This is a genomic window from Enterococcus sp. AMC1157, from assembly GCF_058216555.1.
Window position 1 is genome coordinate 1,690,616 of record NZ_CM177099.1, and the last position, 17,825, is coordinate 1,708,440.

Consider the following 17,825-nt stretch of genomic DNA (forward strand, 5'->3'; position numbering starts at 1 on the left):
ATTCCTCCATTCTTTTTCTTATCTTCAAGCTATCACTGGGAATTTCTTTCGTCAAGAAATTCAAATATCTAAGGATAAACGTACCATATCTCGCAAAACCAACCCATTTTCCACAATAGGTTCTGAATAATGTCTGACAAAAAAATCCCGATCAATATGTGTCATACGAAAGCCACATTTTTGGTATAAATAAAGCTGTTCGACACCCGTACTACCAGTACCAACTTCCACGGTTTTTATCCCTTTTTTACGAGCCATCTCTAAGGTATGAGCAATCAATTGTTGGGCAATTCCTTGACCACGATATTCCACAGCTACCGCTAGATTAACAATCTCCAATGTATCCGGACGAGTTGGCAATAATACTAAAACACCCACTAGCTTTTCTTTTTTCGCTTCTAGTAAAGTACCTCTTTGTAAGTAATTATCCACCAATTCCTTGGATGGATCAGCATCCAGCAGCAGTCCATAGTGCTCTGAAGTTATTTCATTCGTCATCCTAATTTCCATTTTTGTTCACCTTATTTCCATTCTCTCTGTGCAGACCATCTTACTATTCTGAATACTCTATTAAGTAGGAGTACAAGCTCTTGATTTCATCATACACGAAAGCTTGATAAAAAACAGTCCTCTCACTATTCGACTCAATTCTATTCAATTTTTTTGGATTTTTGTCAGTAGTAAGGTTTTTGCACTGTTTTTCTTTTTTTTTTTGGTGCATATCTTCTTCTTTTGCACCATTTCGTCTGAGTTTTAGTGCATATTTTCTTCTTTTGCACCATTTCGTCTGAGTTTTGGTGCATATTTTCTTCTTTTGCACCATTTCGTCTGAGTTTTGGTGCATACTTTTCTGTTTTGCACCTTTTTGTCTGGATTTTGGTGCATACTTTCCTTTTTTGCACCATTTCGTCTGAGTTTTGGTGCATATTTTTCTGTTTTGCACCTTTTTGTCTGGATTTTGGTGCATATCTCTATTTTCACCAGCCTGTTTTTAGTCAAATTGGTTCGATTGCTCAAAAAAGCTAAAGTCGATTCTACTCGACTTTAGCTTTCAAATAATTATTTCTTCTTACGCATCATATCGCCGATTTGCACGGGTTCTGCAACGGGCATGGTCACAATCATCATTGGATTTGGCGCTCGGTCAATGCTTTCGCCGGTTTCATCCTGCATTTCGGTTACTGTTTGCTCAAAATGATGGAAATTTGGTCCGTAAAATTCAATTTCATCGCCGACTTCAAATAAGTTTCGTTGACGAATCGTTGCCATTTTAGTGTCTTCGTCATAACTTAATACTTCACCAATAAATTTGTATTCAGGAATTTTTCGACGTGCACCAAATAATTGTTCATTTTCAGAAGGAGTATTGTAGTAGAAACCAGTTGCTAACTCACGTTGAGCGACTTTCCACAATTCATCCACCCATTCTTGCTTACAGACATAATTTTCGGGATCTTCCATGTAGCTATCGACTGCAGCTTTATAAACATTTGCCACCGTTGACACATAATGAATCGACTTCATACGCCCTTCAATTTTAAAACTGTCTACACCATTTTGAATTAAGTCTGGAATATGTTCGATCATAGACATATCCACTGCACTCATGGAATATTCTTCCGCCACGGCACCATTTTCCGTTAAACTGCGACGTTCTCCACCGAAAGGCATATCGAATAAATCATATTTCCAACGACAAGACTGAGAGCAACCACCACGATTGGCATCCCGCATGGACATGTGATTAGATAGCGTACAACGACCTGAGTAAGAAATACACATCGCTCCATGAATAAACGCTTCAATTTCGACATCGGTATTTTGACGGATTTCTGCAACTTCTTCCATCGATACTTCACGAGCTAACACCACTCGTTCCAAGCCTTCTTCTTTCCAAAATTCTAAAGTTTCAAAATTGGTTGCTGAAGCTTGTGTCGATAAATGAATCGGTAGTCCTGGTGCTTCTGTGGCACAAATCTCAATTAAAGCTGGATCAGACACAATCACAGCTGAAATACCTACATCACGTAATTCACGGAAAAATTCTCCCGCGCCTTCTTGGTTTTGCTCGTGGGTCACCATGTTCGCTGCCACATAAACTTTTGCATTATGTGCTCTGGCAAACTCCACACCTTCTGCCATTTGTTCATAAGTAAAATTTCCTGCGCGACTGCGTAAGCCATAGGCATTCCCACCAATGTAAACTGCATCTGCTCCATAATGAATCGCTGTTTTTAATTTTTCCAAAGTCCCAGCTGGAGCTAAGACTTCTGGGCGTTTTAAAGCTGTTTTGACTGTCATTTTATCTGCTCCTCTTATTTAATTTTACTTGGTTCAATATAGTAAAAACCAGTGTCCAATTCACGATTTTCAGGATGTAAGATTTGCACTTTTTCGTACAAATCTTGCGCCAAGGCTTCAGACCACTCACCCGCAATAACACGTTGTCTTGCTTCATTGTACAAACGAGCAATCTCGACAAAATCTTTGCCTGGCGTGAAAATTCCATCTAACTTCCACGTTTGATAGCCCACTTCATTCAAATGGGATAACTCTTGGATTAAGCAAACATCATTGCTGGCAAAAATATGCGTTCCGTGACTGTCTTCAAAAATAGAATAATGCGTATGCTCTTTTTTCGGTTCAGATAAGAACAAACCACGCTCACGATCTTTTTCTTCTTCTTGTTGAGTAAAGTTATAGTAGTTTTGTAACAGTGGACGTTTTGATTGATGAATACAAGTCGCCCCATAAACCAATACTTCTACTGGAACTTTGACTGTTTGAATCAATACTTCCATTTCTTGCATAGGAACTTCTCTGGCTAAGACTGCTCCTGATGCTCCTTTTTTATGCCAAAAATTGATTTGACGAGCACTTGTCACCAAAGTTTCTCCATCATAAACAAAAGGCAAATTCCATTCTGGATGCTTGTTTAACACGTAAACCACACCTGCATCTCCCACGGAAATTTTATCTGCCTTGATATCATTTAAAAATGCTAAATATTCTGGTACAAGTTTCATTTTTTCCGGATGCATTAAGCCATTGACCGCAACCATCGCCCTTTTTCCAGATTGATGCGCCAACTCTACTAATGCTTTTTGTTCCTCTCTTGAAAAAGAATGGGGCAAGCGTAGGCCAAACGTTTCTTCTCCAAAGAAAATCGTATCGACAATTGGTAATAATTCTTGCGCTTGTGCTAGTGATTCCACTGTAGCAATCAACTCAATCATTTGATTACCTCCTTGATTAAATAATTGTTCATTTTCGTTGTATATCTTTTCACTTGATGTACTAAAAGTGTCTTTAAATCCTTGCAACTCTATCATATTATCATAGGAAATAATCTTTTCCAATAGGTTTAGTGTTTTTTTTCACTAAATTTTCACGTAGAGAAATAGTAGTATGTAGATTAAATCATTAGGAATCACTCATATAACTAGGGATAATTCGGTTTAATAAGGGAATTTTGAAGAATAAATCACGTTTTAAATTATTCTAATATGTGAAAAAAGAGGTAAAAATAGACAAACGATGTAGAAATGGATTAAGAGAGTCCTTTCAACATCGTTTGGGCCTACTAATATAACTATCTTTTAGTGGATCCATTATGAAAGTAATGGTAGTTCCAATAACTGGATTAGGTTTTCTATTACTATATCTGCCTCCTGCTGATTTAGTGGATATCTCTGAGCCAATGCGACCGTGTATGCCCCTGAAGCCTTAGCAGCCTTAATTCCTATAGGAGAATCTTCAACTGCAATATAGGTTTCACAACCTAATTCGGCCATTGCTTTCAAATATATTTCTGGATTAGGTTTGCTTTCCTTAAAAGATTCCCCACTTATCACATAATCGAAGTAATTCGACAAATTAGTAGCTCGCATCATTTTTTCAATTTCGAATATTGCTGCAGATGAAGCTAGACCAATTGGAATGTTCTTTTCTTTTAAAATAGTTAGTATTTTTTTAACATCATCATTTAAAGCTTCTATATAATCAATCGGATGCTCTTCTCGATAAGGTAAATATTCCTTATGCAATTTACTTCGCAAAGCTTCATCGTCGGGAACCAACACTTCCCAAATTCCCTGATCTGTTTTTCCTACATAATCCAAGAGATTAGACGATCCAGGTTTCAGTCCTTTTTTTTGTAAAAAATTTAATCTACGTTGGAGATAAAAAGATTCGCTGTCTACCAATACACCATCCATATCAAATATCACACCGATTTTGAGATCTTTCATCATTTTCTATTCCCCCAAAATTATTTCATGTATTAACCGTAATTCATAGATAGGTATCTCAATTTTATATTCATTTTCTAAATTTGAGAAAGCACGATGAATGAGTTCTAGTTCATGACCGAAATTTTGTATATATTCCTCAATATCCACCTGTTCATCAATCCCTTCCTTACGTAAAATTCTTTCAACCATACAGCTACAATGTAGGTATAACAAGAAGAGTTGACTGTTATTTAGTTCCATATCCATCAAAGATTGAACTGAATCTATGGCTTTTTGAACAAATCTTAATAACTTAGTTCCGTCAAGTATTGTCAGATTTTGGACAATTTTACTTATTGAGAAATTAAACAGTACTTCATTATGAATATCTTTTTCATTTATCGTGAAATATTGTTGAAGAATCGTAATAAATTCTTCAATCTTTTCTCCATTAATCAATTGATCTAAGCCAATATACGGAATATTAGGGATCTGAGGATTTTCAGTCCCAACAATCATTAGCACATCATACATTTGAAAAGGTGTTTCATACGTCTTATTTTGTACTAATTTTTTATAGTCATATGGAATAATCATACACTCACTTGCACTTTGTCTGAGACATTCCTGTAAAATCTCCTGAATTTGAATAGCACTACCAATTCCAGTATAACAACAGGTCAATATAGCTTTTGTTTTTTCCAGTTGAGGCAAAATTAATTGTTTCTGTATATGCAAATTCTCTTCAATTGCCATATCAATTTTTTGAAGGCTTTGCTCTTGAAGGATTAATTGTCCTACTTCTAACACTAACGGTGTTGAGACATGGTCAATAATCAGTAATGGACATGTTAATCGCTTTTCTAAGCGCTTACCAAGCTGATTTAGAGATCCCATATCTACCAACAGAACTAAGCCAGTTTCCAATAGATTATCATTTAAATAGCTAATCAACAATTTTTCAATTTGATCTAGAGTAATATCAATCGGCATATCGTATGCTTGAAAAACATTCTTTTTAAGCATTCGATTTGCTACATTCGCTAAACTGCTAGCTGTGGAATATCCATGAGCTAATACCAAACCTTTTATCTCTGTTTTTATATTCGAAAACTTTAAACTTTGAAAATAGAGAGCAATAAAAATTACATTATTTAATTCTACCTCTTGATCTAACTGTTGAGATAATTTTGTTAATAATTGTTTCGAATACCAATATGAAGTACCTAAAATATCCGAAAAGTACTCATTTAGCTCTTCTTGAAGCGTATATTCAGGTAACTCTTCTTTGGGTAGTGTTTTATTACTATTCACATATAAATAATTAGCCAAAGCTACAATCAAATTGCCATCATGATTAAATCCATGCGTATCAGACATATACTCAAATGTCTGACGAACCTGATGAGTTAACATTGAGTATAAATTGTCTTGCTTCTCGTAAGAACCGTTAAACATAAACTCATCCATTAAGATAACTGCATTTTTTTGACTTCTTTCAATAAAATCTTTAGAATCTAGCTCTCGTTTCCTTACTTTTTGAAAATCAACATAAAGTAATTTATAAAAATTAGTCATTAACTGTTCTTCTCTAGTTGTTAGATATACTTGGGTTTCTTCATGAGGTAGGTATCTACGTTTTTCGGAATCTTCGCGAAGATTTTTAAATCGAACCATTTGAATCTTCTCAATATATTCTTTAGGAATATCCAGCAATCTTACGCTTATAATTTCTTGATCTTTTTGATGAACATAGGCGTTTCCACAGGCATATTTAATAATATTTTTTATTTTACCGACATTTCCTTCTAAATCCGCATTAATTAAAAATTCCAGTAGTTTATCAGAAACTTGTACTTCTCTATTCAAGATATTACTTTCTCGAATAAAGAAGCTATCAATCAATTGTAACCTTTCTACTTGTGGACGATTTTGAAACTTTGGCAAACTAACTATTACCGGAATACGACGCAAAAATGTTGGCAAAAACGAAGAATAAATATTTTCTGTCGTTGCAAAGACGAGTCGAACATTCGATCTGTATTTAATTGAATTATCGCCTACTGGTGAAAACTCTCCCGTATCCATAAATGTAAAAAGTTTTTCTTGGCCTTCCTCTGATAAGCGATGAACTTCATCTAAAAAAAGAACGCCTCCATCTGCTTTTTCAAATAATCCCGCCTTTGTTTCATCCGCACCAGTAAAAGCTCCCTTTGTATGACCAAATAATACAGAAGATAATAATTCAGGATTGCTATAATATTGTGCACAATTGTAAGAGATGAAAGGTGCGTCTCCTGGAATAACTTTCTCTTCTTTGGCAAACTCATATACTTTACTTGCCAAAAAAGTTTTCCCCGAACCACTAGACCCAATTAAAAGTACTGGTAACCCTTTATCAGGGTATAAAACAGCAGTCTTAATCTGGTCAATTGCTTCTCTTAAACTTCGATTTGCACCAATAATATTGTCTAAAACACTAGTATTTTTCTGTGGACTAACAAATAGTTCATCTAACGTGTCATATTCTTCCTGACTCGCTAGAATTCCTAAATCACTAAGAACTTTTTTGCTGAAAAAAAGTACAGGATATTGTTTGATTTTGACTAGTTTTCCCTCACGACATCCTTGATTCAAGTAACTACTTACCGTGCTCCTATTCAATCTCATATGAGCACTGATAGACTGAGCAGAAAACTTTTCAAGAGAAGTATCGGGATATTTAGAGGTTATCTGGCAAATATAATCATAAATTTCTTGCTTCATTTTCTCACCTTCTTAGATGTTTGCTTACTACTTTTCCCCTTTTTTATTATCATACTTTTTCACAAGCCAATAATGCAAGTAAAACCAAAGCAGTTAATGATAAAACTGCTTTGGCTATAAAATTTAATACACGAATCTGTTTAATACTCTAATTTCCACATATAACGACGTTTAGTCAGTGGATGCTCTCTCGCAATTGATAGCTCCTCTGCATAAACACGGAAGACCGCAGACAGTACAAATGGGTTAAAGTAATCAATGACTGATTTATCCACAGCCGATGCCAATCCCCAATCCAATGCATCCACTGTTTCCACTTTAGCATCAAAACGATTTAAGAATGTTAACGCACGTTGGTCAATTGGGCGAGTTTTCCCATCATTCATTAATAGAATAAATGGAACATCTTTATCCACAATTTCAAATGGTCCGTGGAAAAATTCTCCTGCATGGAACGTACCAGAATTAATCCATTGCATCTCCATCATTAAGCAGATAGACGTTGCATAAGCTACTTCATGTGTTGCTCCACTACTCATTACATAAATATTTGTGTCATCTTTGAATCGTTCAGCGAATTGTCTACCAACTTTTCTAGCCTTATTGGCACAAGATTCAATAAATGAATAGATATTTTGGAAGCCATCCATCATTTTATCGTAATCTTCATAACCTTCCACTTGGTTTAATAATTCAACAGCTAATTCCAAGCAATAACCCATTTTTTCCAGTTTAGCTCCATAATTTTCCATAAATCCATGGACAATTACTTCATCTGCATCTTTAGTCAAAGCCGAACCTGCACTCATAGTCAAACTAATCACATGTGCATTTTTTGCCTTCGCAACTGCATTTGCTTCAACTGTCTCAGGAGTTGTCCCACCTAAAGATGCTGAGATTACTACTGTACTTTCATTTACATCTACTGGAGTTGAATAGTTAAATTCATTTGCCGTATAATGACTGACACGTAATTTCTTCGCATTTTGATCTAAAAAATACTTCGCAGGATACAAATCTGCTTTTGAAGCACCACAACCTACAAAAATGATATGATTGATATCTGCTTTCTTAACAATACTTTCGATTATTTCTTTTGGTTTAATATTTGAATTCATTATAGAATTCCTCCTCATTTATTTTAATTTTATTATGAACCATTCAAAAATATTTCTTGCTTCTCAGTTTACCTAGACGAAAATACCTAATAAGCTAAGAACCAAACCTCCGACAATACAAATGATTAACATAAGGCTGGTATTTACTTTTTTCTGTAGTAACCAATACATAAACATTGTTAAGCCTAGTGGTAGCATCTGCGGTAAAATATTATCTAACACATCTTGTAAAACAAATGTTTCCCCAAATTTTAACGGTGTGGTAATTCCAATCATACTTGCAATCATCGCACCAATTACCATTAATCCGACAATCGAACAAACATACATTAAACGATCCATTAATCCGCCTTCATACAATTTAGTTAAGTACTTCTCTCCTAAATTGTAGCCAAATTTTCCACCATAGTAGGTTACTAAGAATGAAGGGATGAACGAAATAATCATAGCTAGGATTGGGCCTAAAATACTTCCTTGTTGTGCTAAATTAATACCTAATCCAAAAGCTAATACACGGATGGTCCCTTGGAAGAAAGAATCTCCAATCCCTGACAGAGGGCCCATTAACGATGTTTTTACTGAACTAATTGTTTCAGGATTAAAACCTTCTTGATCTTCGTAATATTGCTCCTCCATCGATGCTGCTAATCCAAGAACAAAAGCACTAGTTTGCGGTGTGCAATTGTAGTACAACATATGTCGATTGTATGCCTCTTTTTTTAGTTCAAGATCTTTAGGATCTGAATAAATTTTATCTAATGTTGGGGCTATTCCATATAAAAATCCCATATTCATTGCGCGTTCGTAGTTCCAAGAGTCCTGGATTGCCCATGATCTCCAAAAAAATTGCCAATATTTTCTTTGATTTGGATCTTTTGCCATTTTTTGTCTTCCTCCTTTGTTCTGTTAAAAATACTTTTTTCGTTAATCACCAACTAGTTTTGCTTATAAATCATCTAATGGATCAAGTTCATCTGTTGAACCACCACTTCCATTACCAAATTTATTAGACTCAATTAAATACATGACATATGCAACGATACAAGCGAATAAGGCTACTGGCATAATACCTAAACCTAGATATGCAGTAAGTAAGAATCCTAAGAATAGGAATGGCATCATCTTAACTGAAAGCATCGTTTGTAGTAATAAAGCAAAACCATACGCTGGTAATAATTTACTTGCTAGATTTAATCCATTGGTAATCCATTCCGGAATTGCTTCAACAATAACTTTTACCAAATCTGTTCCAAAATACACAGCTAAAAATACTGGTACAAAATACATCAACGAGTAAATGATTGTTCCCCAAACGATATGAATATGTTGTGCTCTTTTGAATTTCGCTTCTTCAATTAAAACATCTGCTCGGTGAGTTAAACTGGCTAAAATTGTACGCATTAGAATCCCTAGTAATTGTCCTAATACAGCCACTGGAATCGCGATAGTTAAGGCAGTCTCAGCATTCGTATTTGATAAAATAGCAAAAGCAGTAGCGATGATTGCTCCTAAAGTCATATCTGCTGGTACAGCAGCACCTACTTGAACAACCCCTAGCGAAATTAATTCAATCGCCGCACCAACCATTAATCCCTTTTCTAAATCTCCCAAAGCCAAGCCAACCATTGTCCCAACAATTAATGGACGTTCAAAGTTCAATCGACCCAACAAACGTGAATCTAACATTGCGAATACTGCTACAAGTCCTAAAACAATTGACTGAATCAACATCTATATTTCCTCCTTTTTATAACATCTTATTTAAGTCTTCTAGTTTTGAAGTTGGTACTTGTTGAATGTACTGTTTAATTCCCATTTCTTTTAATTTCATTGCATCTTGTTGCTCTTCCTGGTTTAAGAAAATGGCACTACCAAATTGTTTCGCATCTCCGCTTTTTGGAATTCCACCATAATTGATTTCTTTAATTTTTGTATATTGTTGGCAGAAAGCCAATGTTTCCTTCGTATTTCCAAAAATCATCATAATATTTTCATTTAAAGCATCCACTTTTTCCATTCGTGCTAAGGTGTCTTCCACACTGAAAATATTCAATTTAACTCCTGATGGTTTAGCTAACTTCAAAGACATCTTTTTAAATTCATCTTTTGCTGCTTCATCATTAACAACAATAATTCGATTAATTCCTAATGATTTTGTCCAAGAAAATACTACTTGTCCGTGCAACAGTCGATAATCAATTCGTGTAATCTTAATCATAGGTCGTCTCCTTCATCTTTTATTTTTGTAGAAAGTAGTTTTTTACAATCAATTATTCCTTGACGGCTTTCCTCTAACATCTGATCTAACTGATTTTGACTAATTTTGTCTGATTGTGTTGCGATTGAAATGACTAATGGTAGATTCATTCCTGCGATTAAATGAATATCTGGATACTTATTTTGTAATACCAACAACTCATTATTGACACTTCCACCAAAGATATCTGTCAGAATATAAAGACTTTCAGTTCCAATCTTGCTAATAAGGTCTTCTGCTCCCTTTTCAATGGACTCATCCTCATCTCGAAAAGCTGATAAAGCAAAAACATTCTCACAATCACCTAATAACATCGATACTGTCTGTTTTAGTCCTTGAGACATTTCACCGTGACTTGCCAAAATAATATTATTCATTAACTCCCCTCCTTAATCATTTGTTTTTTCATTTTTATATAAAGCAATAACCGTGCCAAAGTTTGTTTTCTTTTATAAATCAAGGTTTTCACTTCTTTCTCAACACTTTTCTAAACAAAAACAAGAGTGTGGATGAACAGTGTTGAAACTTTCACAAGCAATAAGACGAACATACCAAGAATAGATAACTATTCTTGGTATGTTCGTCTTATAAACTAAAAATTTTCTATTCGTATCTTGCTTTCCACATATAGGTGCGCGTATTATAATCTTTTTTAATCTGATAAGCCAGTTCTCTCATAAATACATTGTTTAGAATCGGAGAATAAATTAAATGATTAAAATACTCACTTACTTTTTCATCAAATTTATTAATTCCAATCTCCTCAGCATCTAATAAGAAGACTTTGTTACCACCAAAATCATTTAAAAATCTTACGACACGTTCATCATTCGGTTTTCCACGACCATGACCCACTAATACGAAGATAGAAGTACCCTCATCGACAACTTCAAATGGCCCATGAAAAAATTCACAGCTATTAACGGTAGGTGAATCGATCTGCAACATCTCCATTACATTGCAGATAGAGAAAATATATGCTGCTCCATACGTTGCTCCACTGCCTAATACATGAATAGATTGAGATTTACGATTTTGTAATCCCCACTTAATTGCTCGCGGATGGATATCAGTAACTGCTTGTCGATAAATAGCATCAATTTTCTCAAACTCTGCCAAAGCAATGTCAATGAAAGGGTATCCTTCTACTTTATCCAATAACACCATTGCAATTTTCAGAGCAAATGCTGAGTTTGTTTTTGAAAAATCACTACTATCAATAGCAACAGATTCATAATGTATTTTGTAGTCGCTGATTGCTGTTAATTCTGACTCATCGACATACAAGGCGATCGTCGAAGCACCTAGTTTTTTTGCAAGTCTGGCAGCTTCAATCGTCTCAGGTGTTCCTCGCATCGAACAAGCAACAACCAACGTACTCTCGTTAACAAAAGCAGGAGGCATAGCTACAAATTCATTACTTGTCATATTTTTAGAACGAAGAACTTTTGCTTCTGAATCAATAAAAAATTGTCCCGGATAAAAACCACCATGACTACCACCTGCTGCTACCCAAACAACATCTTTAATCCCACCAATACTTGCCTTTTCTCCAACAACCGCTTCGATAATTTCTTCTACTTTCATCATAAGCCTCCTGATTAGTTAATCAAAACTCATTTTTACAATACAACTATAATACAAATTACAACAAATGTAAATACGTGTTTAATACAATTGTCCGGTAGTTGTATTGAAGTTGATTTATTTAATATTTAATCTATAATAAAAAAAGGAGCGTGATTGCATGATTTCAAAAGATATGACTAGTAAGAAGCCACTTTATATACAATTAAAAAACACAATTATTCAACAGATTGAAGAAAAGAAACTATTACCTGGAGATAGATTACTTTCTGAAGCACAATTTCAAAAAGAGTTTCATATTAGTAGAGTGACCGTTAGAAAAGCGATTGATGAATTGATTTCAGAAGGATATCTAACTAGAATTCATGGGAAAGGGACCTTTGTAAAGCAGAACGAACAGAGTATGCAAAGAACACTATCTTTGACCGATGTCTGTCAAATGCAAGGAAAATCTTTATCATCCGAAGTTCTGTATGCTGATTTAGTTCCCACATCCGAAGAATTAAGTACAACTTTTTCCACTGATCAGCTGATAAAAATTGAACGAATTAGAAAAATCGATGGTGTGGCTATTATGCTTGAAACATGTTTTTTCACTAATGAATTTTCATTCTTACTTGATCAGGATTTAACAGGCTCTCTGTATCAGATTCTTGAAGAAAATGGTATTAAGCCAGAATATAAAGGAATGAATCAAGTAACTATAAGCGAACTAAATTCTTCTCAATCTAAATTGTTTAATGTCCAAGACGGTATCTCAGTTATTCGCCACAAGGGCACTGTCTATGACTCAAATAATCACCTTGTACTTGCAACTGAGGAATTAGTTCGTGTGGATTTGCCAGATTTGTTTAAGTATTATTTGTGAGTTTAGAAAGAAGAAAATGGATATTTATAAATAGCTTTCGCCGATTCCTAATTTTTTATTTTATCCGAACGGGAAATTAAAAAGCAATTTCCGGCAAATGCTCACATGTCCGCTTGAATAATTACTTAAAATCCTTTCTTCCGCATTTTTGTTAAGCTAAAAAGTTATTAGAATAGATTTTTTCTAATTATACACAAAGAGATAAAAATAGGTTCTATAATATTTAGTGTTGATGGAAAACTTTCTGGTTTTCTCTCAACACTTTTTTACTAGTCAAAAAAATAGAAAAGAGATATCCAACTTGATAAAATGTTAATCACCACAAAAAACATTCAAGAAAGGATATCTCCATGGATAATCATACTAGAAAATTGACTGGCTTAACAGATAAACATATTATTTTTGAAGAAAATTGGTTGGAGGAACAAACAATCGACGGACAAAGAACTTTTATCATTCACGGAAAATTGACCTATATACCCACGTTCTGTCGGAAATGTGGCTGTAAAAACTAAGGATAAATCGTTAAAAATGGCACCCATCTCACTCGTTCACAACTCGTCCCTTTTCGTGGTAGAAAAACGGTCCTACACTTGAAACGTTCTCGTTTTATGTGCAGTGAGTGCGGATCGACCTTCAATGCACAAACACCGTTGATTAAAGAAAAGCATCATCTGTCGAGAGAATTGGTGTACAAGATTGCCAGAGAACTTAAAAAGAACCGTAGCCGGAAAGAAATCGCCGAAGACAACTTTGTCTCTGACGTGACAGTGATGCGGGTATTGCGTTCATTTGCCAATGAATTCAAGCCCAATTACAAGTACCTTCCCAGCGTTCTATGTATTGATGAATTTCGTTCGTTGAATGCGTCCGATTCACCCATGAGCTTTATTTTTATGAACGGACATATGAATAAAATCATCGAAATTCTTGAAAGTCGCCGATTGGCTTTTTTAAAGACGCATTTTATGCGTTATTCACGTAAAGCTCGGTTAAACGTTCGCTATCTAGTCATGGACATGAATGCGCCTTACACCGAATTAATCAAAGTCGTCTTTCCAAATGCACAAATTGTTACGGATCGTTTCCATATTGTCCAACATATCAATCGCACGTTGAATCAGTTTCGCACACAGGTGATGAACGGCTTTTCCAAAAGAAAAACGGAGGAGGACAAGAAACACTATCGGAGATTAAAACGTTTTTGGCGATTATTTCTTAAAGACTCAGAAGAACTCAACAGTTCTAATTATCATTACGATCGTAGTTTCCGAAGACCCATGACACAAAAAGCAATCATGGACGAAGTACTTTCTTATAATAAAGAGTTGAAATTAGCATATTATACCTGTCAACTTCTACTTTATCATTATCGCCGAAGACAAACGAATCATTTTTTCAACTTAATCAATCAACTGGATAAACAGCTACCTGAATGGTTTCGTATAAAGCTGACCTTCTTTAAAAGATATAAACAAGGGATTACGAACGCCTTCAAACTTACCTACAACAACGGCGCTGTGGAAGGAACAAACAATAAAATCAAGGTCATCAAACGTGTCGCCTATGGGTATCGCAATTTTCAAAACTTTCGAGCAAGAATCTACTTTATACAAGGATTGATTTTTAAAGAGTTTACTACAGAGACAAAAAATCAGACGGCTTTGACAGCCGCCTGATTGACAAAGAGCCAAAAACTACCGACCAAAGGTTTCTAGTCAGTAGTTTATTTGTTATTGTTTCTTGTTTCATTTCATCAACGCGTGTGCTGCTTAAAATTTAGTAATTTCTATTTCAACACCAAAATGATCACTAACAACTGGCGCATTTTTACCATCAAATACGACTTGGTATGCGTCAACAATACTAGTTGCCGGAACAAAAATATAATCAATTCTTAGTTTCCGAGTATTTTCTTTCCAACCATCAATGGCTTGCTCTACCGTTGCTTCACCGCTCTTTACTTTTGCTATAGAATAGCTATCTCTTAGAGCAAGTGGACTTTTTTCAACGAGTGAGTAGCCTGCTTCTTGCGCTGGATTATTAAAATCACCAAGTAAGAAAAGAGGGTTAGTTTCTGTTAATAATCGTTTTTCTAACTGATGCCATTCGAAAGCAAAGCCAGAATTTTCATCCTGCCACCAAGAAAAGTGAGTACTTACGACACAAATTTCTTTTCCTTGGAATAACGTATTGCCAATCAGTAGTTTTCTCGTTCGATAATCTTGATAATTACTTGTTTCAGACACAACAATTGCTTCACTTGTCAAAGGATTTTTTGAAAGCAGAGCATTTCCTTCTTCATAAATATCATAGCCAATATGACTCATGTCCCAGCTCCAATAATAGGTCCGCCCTTTCATTGCCAACTTTTTGACTAAACAATAAGCAAAGTTATCTTCATGAATACTTTTTTGCCCACTTACTGGGCAAAAACCAATAAGCTCACTTTGAGAAACAATAACTGAATCCACTAATTGATTCACTTCTTGTAATGCAATCACCTCATAATCAGCTTCGATAATTTTCTCAACTAATTGTTGTAACTTTTGTTCAGCCTCTTTTTCTAGCCAGCTATGTGTATTTAGTGTGAGCAAATTCATTTGTCTGACTCCTTTTTTATTCCACAGATTTTCCCTTTAAATATGGATAGTTCCAACCACTTCGTTCGCTTGAACTTTTCCAAAACGTGGGATTTCTAACGTTTCAATTTTATCACTGTTAGTGAAAACTACCATAATTGTTTTTTCTTTACCCGCTTTTTCGACAACAGCTAGATCCATCGATGCAAGTTTTGTTCCTGCAGTAACTGTTTGTCCTTCTTTAACAAAAACTTCAAAAGCTGTTTCCGTTAATTCAACTGTATCAATCCCCATATGAATTAAGATTTCAATGCCGTCTGTTGTCTGCAAGCCCATTGCGTGTTTGCTTGGGAAAATAGTAATGACTTTCGCATCAACTGGTGCTACAACAGTTTCTTGTGCTGGAATAATAGCTAATCCTTCACCCATCATTTTTTGAGAAAATACAGGATCATCAACATCTTCTAGCGCAATCAGTTCTCCTGTTGCTACCGCATGAATCGCTTGCTCTTTGCCTAAAAAAGTCGTTTGTTCTTCTGTTGAACTTACTAGATTATTTTTTGGTAAAGGAATAGTTGCACCAGATTGTAACAAATCTTCAATATCAGATTTCAAAACATCTGCTTTTGGTCCATAAACGGCTTGCACTCCATTGTCTTTTACAATCAATCCCATTGCTCCAGCACGTTTCCAAGCATCTTCTGCTCCGACCTTTTCGCGATCATTGACACTCACACGTAAACGAGTCATACATGCGTCTACTTCACTAATATTTTCTTTACCACCTAACAAATGAATGATTTGAATAACTTGTTCGCTTGCTACACCTTCACTTGTAGTTGCCGTTTCCGTTGCTTCCCCGCTGTTATTGTCATAATTTCCATTACGTCCAGGTGTCGCAAAATTGAATTTTTTGATTAAAAAGTTTGCTAAGAAATAAGTTCCTACACCAAACACTACGACACACAGAACAAAGTTAAGTAGATCGCCACCTAATCCTGCCTTGATCGCTAATGGTGTCCGTGTCAATAACTCAATATTCCCAAAAGAATGTACTCGTAATGGCAAGATATCTGCCATTGCAAAAGCTGCCCCTTGGATAAAAGAATACACAATATATAAAGGCATTGCTGCAAACATAAACATGAACTCAAGTGGCTCTGTCACACCTGTCAAGAAAACTGCCAATGCTGCTGAGAAATACATTGATTTATATTTTGAGCGTTTGTCAGCATCCACATTACGATACATTGCCAAAGCCAAGCCCATTAAAATACCAGACGAACCAATCATTTGTCCGACTTTAAAACGTGCAGGTGTCCAATTTTCTAATACAAAAGCATATTGTGATGTGTCACCAGCACCTTTAAGGTTGACTAAGTCCGTTGCCCAAGCAAGCCATAATGGATCTTGACCAAATACTTGAGTTCCAGCTTGTGCACCAGATAAAATTTCATACGTTCCGCCCAATTGTGTGTAATTGATTGGGATCGTTAACATATGATGCAAACCAAAAGGTAAAAGTAATCTTTCAAGTGTTCCGTATAAGAATGGTGCTAAAATTGGCGCACTATCTTTTGATTGAGCAATCCATAGACCAAAGTTATTAATCCCTGCTTGGATATTTGGCCACACAATAGCAAGAATCAAAGCAACAATTGTAGACCATAAGATTACAACAAATGGGACAAAACGTTTCCCATTGAAAAATGATAATGCATCAGGTAATTTTCGATAATTGTAATATTTATTGTAAGCCATCGCACCAACAAATCCGGCGATAATCCCAACAAAAACCCCCATATTTAAAGCAGGCGATTCTAAAACACTAGTGAAGAAACCTTTAACCATGATTTTTGTACCAAATAAGGTATGAGTAAATGCCTCTTCATTCGCCAACATATCAGTAGTAACACCAAAAATTGCTCCAGTGATTCGATTGATTAATACAAATGAAATCCCTGCAGCAAATGCACCGCCTGCACGATCTTTTGCCCAACTACCTCCAATAGCTAATGCAAATAAAAGATGTAGATTTCCAATAATTGCCCAACCAATACTCTCAACTACACCACCAGTTGTAACTAGTAGTGAAAAATCTGGATTGATTAGTGGTAGTGACTTCCCAATACTAATCATTAACCCTGCAGCTGGCATCACTGCAACAACAACCATCAATGCTTTTCCGAATTTTTGCCAAAACTCAAAACTAAATAATTTCTTCATGTTCTCTCTCCTCTACGCAATCGGTTTCGCTACATTGCCATTATAGCTCGGGGTTTATTTTTTGTAAATACTTTATTTTTAATCAGTGCCAAAAAAATTTTCCTACTTCTATTAGTCTCTTTCCCTGCTAATCACATTGTTTTTTCAAAATAACCGTAAACGCTCAGTATTCCGTGCTTTTCTCTTACT

The 17,825-nt window shown here is 35.3% G+C and carries 15 protein-coding genes and 1 pseudogene; 2 read left to right on the forward strand and 14 right to left on the reverse strand.

The genetic code is table 11. The annotated features are described in order from the left end of the window. Positions 1-60: 60 nt before the first annotated feature. The 12 genes from AC4BBX_RS08075 to AC4BBX_RS08130 form a co-directional block, all read right to left on the reverse strand. Positions 61-510 (reverse strand): GNAT family N-acetyltransferase, encoded by a 450-nt coding sequence (locus AC4BBX_RS08075; RefSeq protein WP_490453371.1) that lies wholly within the window; start codon positions 508-510, stop codon positions 61-63. Positions 511-553: 43 nt separating this feature from the next. Further along, complete coding sequence (locus AC4BBX_RS08080) at positions 554-967, reverse strand: hypothetical protein (protein WP_490453372.1); 414 nt, start codon at positions 965-967, stop codon at positions 554-556. A gap of 92 nt (positions 968-1,059) precedes the next feature. Beyond that, positions 1,060-2,301, reverse strand: a complete 1,242-nt coding sequence (locus tag AC4BBX_RS08085; protein ID WP_490453373.1) for a peptidase U32 family protein — start codon at positions 2,299-2,301, stop codon at positions 1,060-1,062. Positions 2,302-2,315: 14 nt separating this feature from the next. Next, positions 2,316-3,236 (reverse strand): peptidase U32 family protein, encoded by a 921-nt coding sequence (locus tag AC4BBX_RS08090; RefSeq protein ID WP_490453374.1) that lies wholly within the window; start codon positions 3,234-3,236, stop codon positions 2,316-2,318. A 375-nt stretch (positions 3,237-3,611) separates the two neighbouring features. Further along, positions 3,612-4,253, reverse strand: coding sequence for an HAD family hydrolase (locus tag AC4BBX_RS08095; protein WP_490453375.1), 642 nt, complete (start codon positions 4,251-4,253; stop codon positions 3,612-3,614). Between the two features lie 3 nt (positions 4,254-4,256). Further along, a complete protein-coding gene (locus AC4BBX_RS08100; RefSeq protein ID WP_490453376.1) occupies positions 4,257-6,998 on the reverse strand; it encodes a sigma 54-interacting transcriptional regulator in 2,742 nt (913 codons plus the stop codon). 140 nt (positions 6,999-7,138) lie between these two features. Further along, a complete protein-coding gene (locus tag AC4BBX_RS08105) occupies positions 7,139-8,116 on the reverse strand; it encodes an SIS domain-containing protein (RefSeq protein WP_490453377.1) in 978 nt (325 codons plus the stop codon). Positions 8,117-8,188: 72 nt separating this feature from the next. Further along, the gene (locus tag AC4BBX_RS08110; RefSeq protein WP_490453378.1) at positions 8,189-8,998 is read right to left on the reverse strand and encodes a PTS system mannose/fructose/sorbose family transporter subunit IID; all 810 of its coding nucleotides are present in this window, start codon (positions 8,996-8,998) and stop codon (positions 8,189-8,191) included. Between the two features lie 63 nt (positions 8,999-9,061). Beyond that, positions 9,062-9,847, reverse strand: a complete 786-nt coding sequence (locus tag AC4BBX_RS08115; protein ID WP_490453379.1) for a PTS mannose/fructose/sorbose/N-acetylgalactosamine transporter subunit IIC — start codon at positions 9,845-9,847, stop codon at positions 9,062-9,064. Between the two features lie 16 nt (positions 9,848-9,863). After that, the gene (locus tag AC4BBX_RS08120) at positions 9,864-10,334 is read right to left on the reverse strand and encodes a PTS sugar transporter subunit IIB (protein WP_490453380.1); all 471 of its coding nucleotides are present in this window, start codon (positions 10,332-10,334) and stop codon (positions 9,864-9,866) included. Then, the gene (locus AC4BBX_RS08125) at positions 10,331-10,750 is read right to left on the reverse strand and encodes a PTS sugar transporter subunit IIA (protein WP_490453381.1); all 420 of its coding nucleotides are present in this window, start codon (positions 10,748-10,750) and stop codon (positions 10,331-10,333) included. The genes AC4BBX_RS08120 and AC4BBX_RS08125 overlap by 4 nt, the downstream gene beginning before the upstream one ends. 226 nt (positions 10,751-10,976) lie before the next feature. Further along, the gene (locus AC4BBX_RS08130) at positions 10,977-11,963 is read right to left on the reverse strand and encodes a sugar isomerase (RefSeq protein ID WP_490453382.1); all 987 of its coding nucleotides are present in this window, start codon (positions 11,961-11,963) and stop codon (positions 10,977-10,979) included. Between the two features lie 157 nt (positions 11,964-12,120). Between AC4BBX_RS08130 and AC4BBX_RS08135 the strand changes: the two genes are divergently transcribed. Both AC4BBX_RS08135 and AC4BBX_RS08140 read left to right on the forward strand, forming a co-directional pair. After that, on the forward strand, positions 12,121-12,828 hold the full coding sequence (locus AC4BBX_RS08135; RefSeq protein WP_490453383.1) for a GntR family transcriptional regulator: 708 nt from the start codon (positions 12,121-12,123) through the stop codon (positions 12,826-12,828). A gap of 350 nt (positions 12,829-13,178) precedes the next feature. After that, positions 13,179-14,507 (forward strand): annotated as a pseudogene (locus AC4BBX_RS08140) (ISL3 family transposase). A gap of 93 nt (positions 14,508-14,600) precedes the next feature. Here the strand turns inward: AC4BBX_RS08140 and AC4BBX_RS08145 are convergent. After that, positions 14,601-15,431, reverse strand: a complete 831-nt coding sequence (locus AC4BBX_RS08145) for an endonuclease/exonuclease/phosphatase family protein (RefSeq protein ID WP_490453384.1) — start codon at positions 15,429-15,431, stop codon at positions 14,601-14,603. A gap of 36 nt (positions 15,432-15,467) precedes the next feature. Then, a complete protein-coding gene (locus AC4BBX_RS08150) occupies positions 15,468-17,636 on the reverse strand; it encodes a PTS transporter subunit IIBC (protein ID WP_490453385.1) in 2,169 nt (722 codons plus the stop codon). Positions 17,637-17,825: the final 189 nt, after the last annotated feature.

Bases quoted from the DNA above. Each gene is read 5' to 3' on its own strand.
- AC4BBX_RS08090 (WP_490453374.1), bottom strand. From the start codon at position 3,236: ATGATTGAGTTGATTGCTACAGTGGAATCACTAGCACAAGCGCAAGAA.
- AC4BBX_RS08095 (WP_490453375.1), bottom strand. From the start codon at position 4,253: ATGATGAAAGATCTCAAAATCGGTGTGATATTTGATATGGATGGTGTA.
- AC4BBX_RS08115 (WP_490453379.1), bottom strand. From the start codon at position 9,847: ATGTTGATTCAGTCAATTGTTTTAGGACTTGTAGCAGTATTCGCAATG.
- AC4BBX_RS08105 (WP_490453377.1), bottom strand. From the start codon at position 8,116: ATGAATTCAAATATTAAACCAAAAGAAATAATCGAAAGTATTGTTAAG.
- AC4BBX_RS08150 (WP_490453385.1), bottom strand. From the start codon at position 17,636: ATGAAGAAATTATTTAGTTTTGAGTTTTGGCAAAAATTCGGAAAAGCA.
- AC4BBX_RS08075 (WP_490453371.1), bottom strand. From the start codon at position 510: ATGGAAATTAGGATGACGAATGAAATAACTTCAGAGCACTATGGACTG.
- AC4BBX_RS08145 (WP_490453384.1), bottom strand. From the start codon at position 15,431: ATGAATTTGCTCACACTAAATACACATAGCTGGCTAGAAAAAGAGGCT.
- AC4BBX_RS08110 (WP_490453378.1), bottom strand. From the start codon at position 8,998: ATGGCAAAAGATCCAAATCAAAGAAAATATTGGCAATTTTTTTGGAGA.
- AC4BBX_RS08080 (WP_490453372.1), bottom strand. From the start codon at position 967: ATGCACCAAAATCCAGACAAAAAGGTGCAAAACAGAAAAATATGCACC.
- AC4BBX_RS08135 (WP_490453383.1), top strand. From the start codon at position 12,121: ATGATTTCAAAAGATATGACTAGTAAGAAGCCACTTTATATACAATTA.
- AC4BBX_RS08120 (WP_490453380.1), bottom strand. From the start codon at position 10,334: ATGATTAAGATTACACGAATTGATTATCGACTGTTGCACGGACAAGTA.
- AC4BBX_RS08100 (WP_490453376.1), bottom strand. From the start codon at position 6,998: ATGAAGCAAGAAATTTATGATTATATTTGCCAGATAACCTCTAAATAT.
- AC4BBX_RS08085 (WP_490453373.1), bottom strand. From the start codon at position 2,301: ATGACAGTCAAAACAGCTTTAAAACGCCCAGAAGTCTTAGCTCCAGCT.
- AC4BBX_RS08130 (WP_490453382.1), bottom strand. From the start codon at position 11,963: ATGATGAAAGTAGAAGAAATTATCGAAGCGGTTGTTGGAGAAAAGGCA.
- AC4BBX_RS08125 (WP_490453381.1), bottom strand. From the start codon at position 10,750: ATGAATAATATTATTTTGGCAAGTCACGGTGAAATGTCTCAAGGACTA.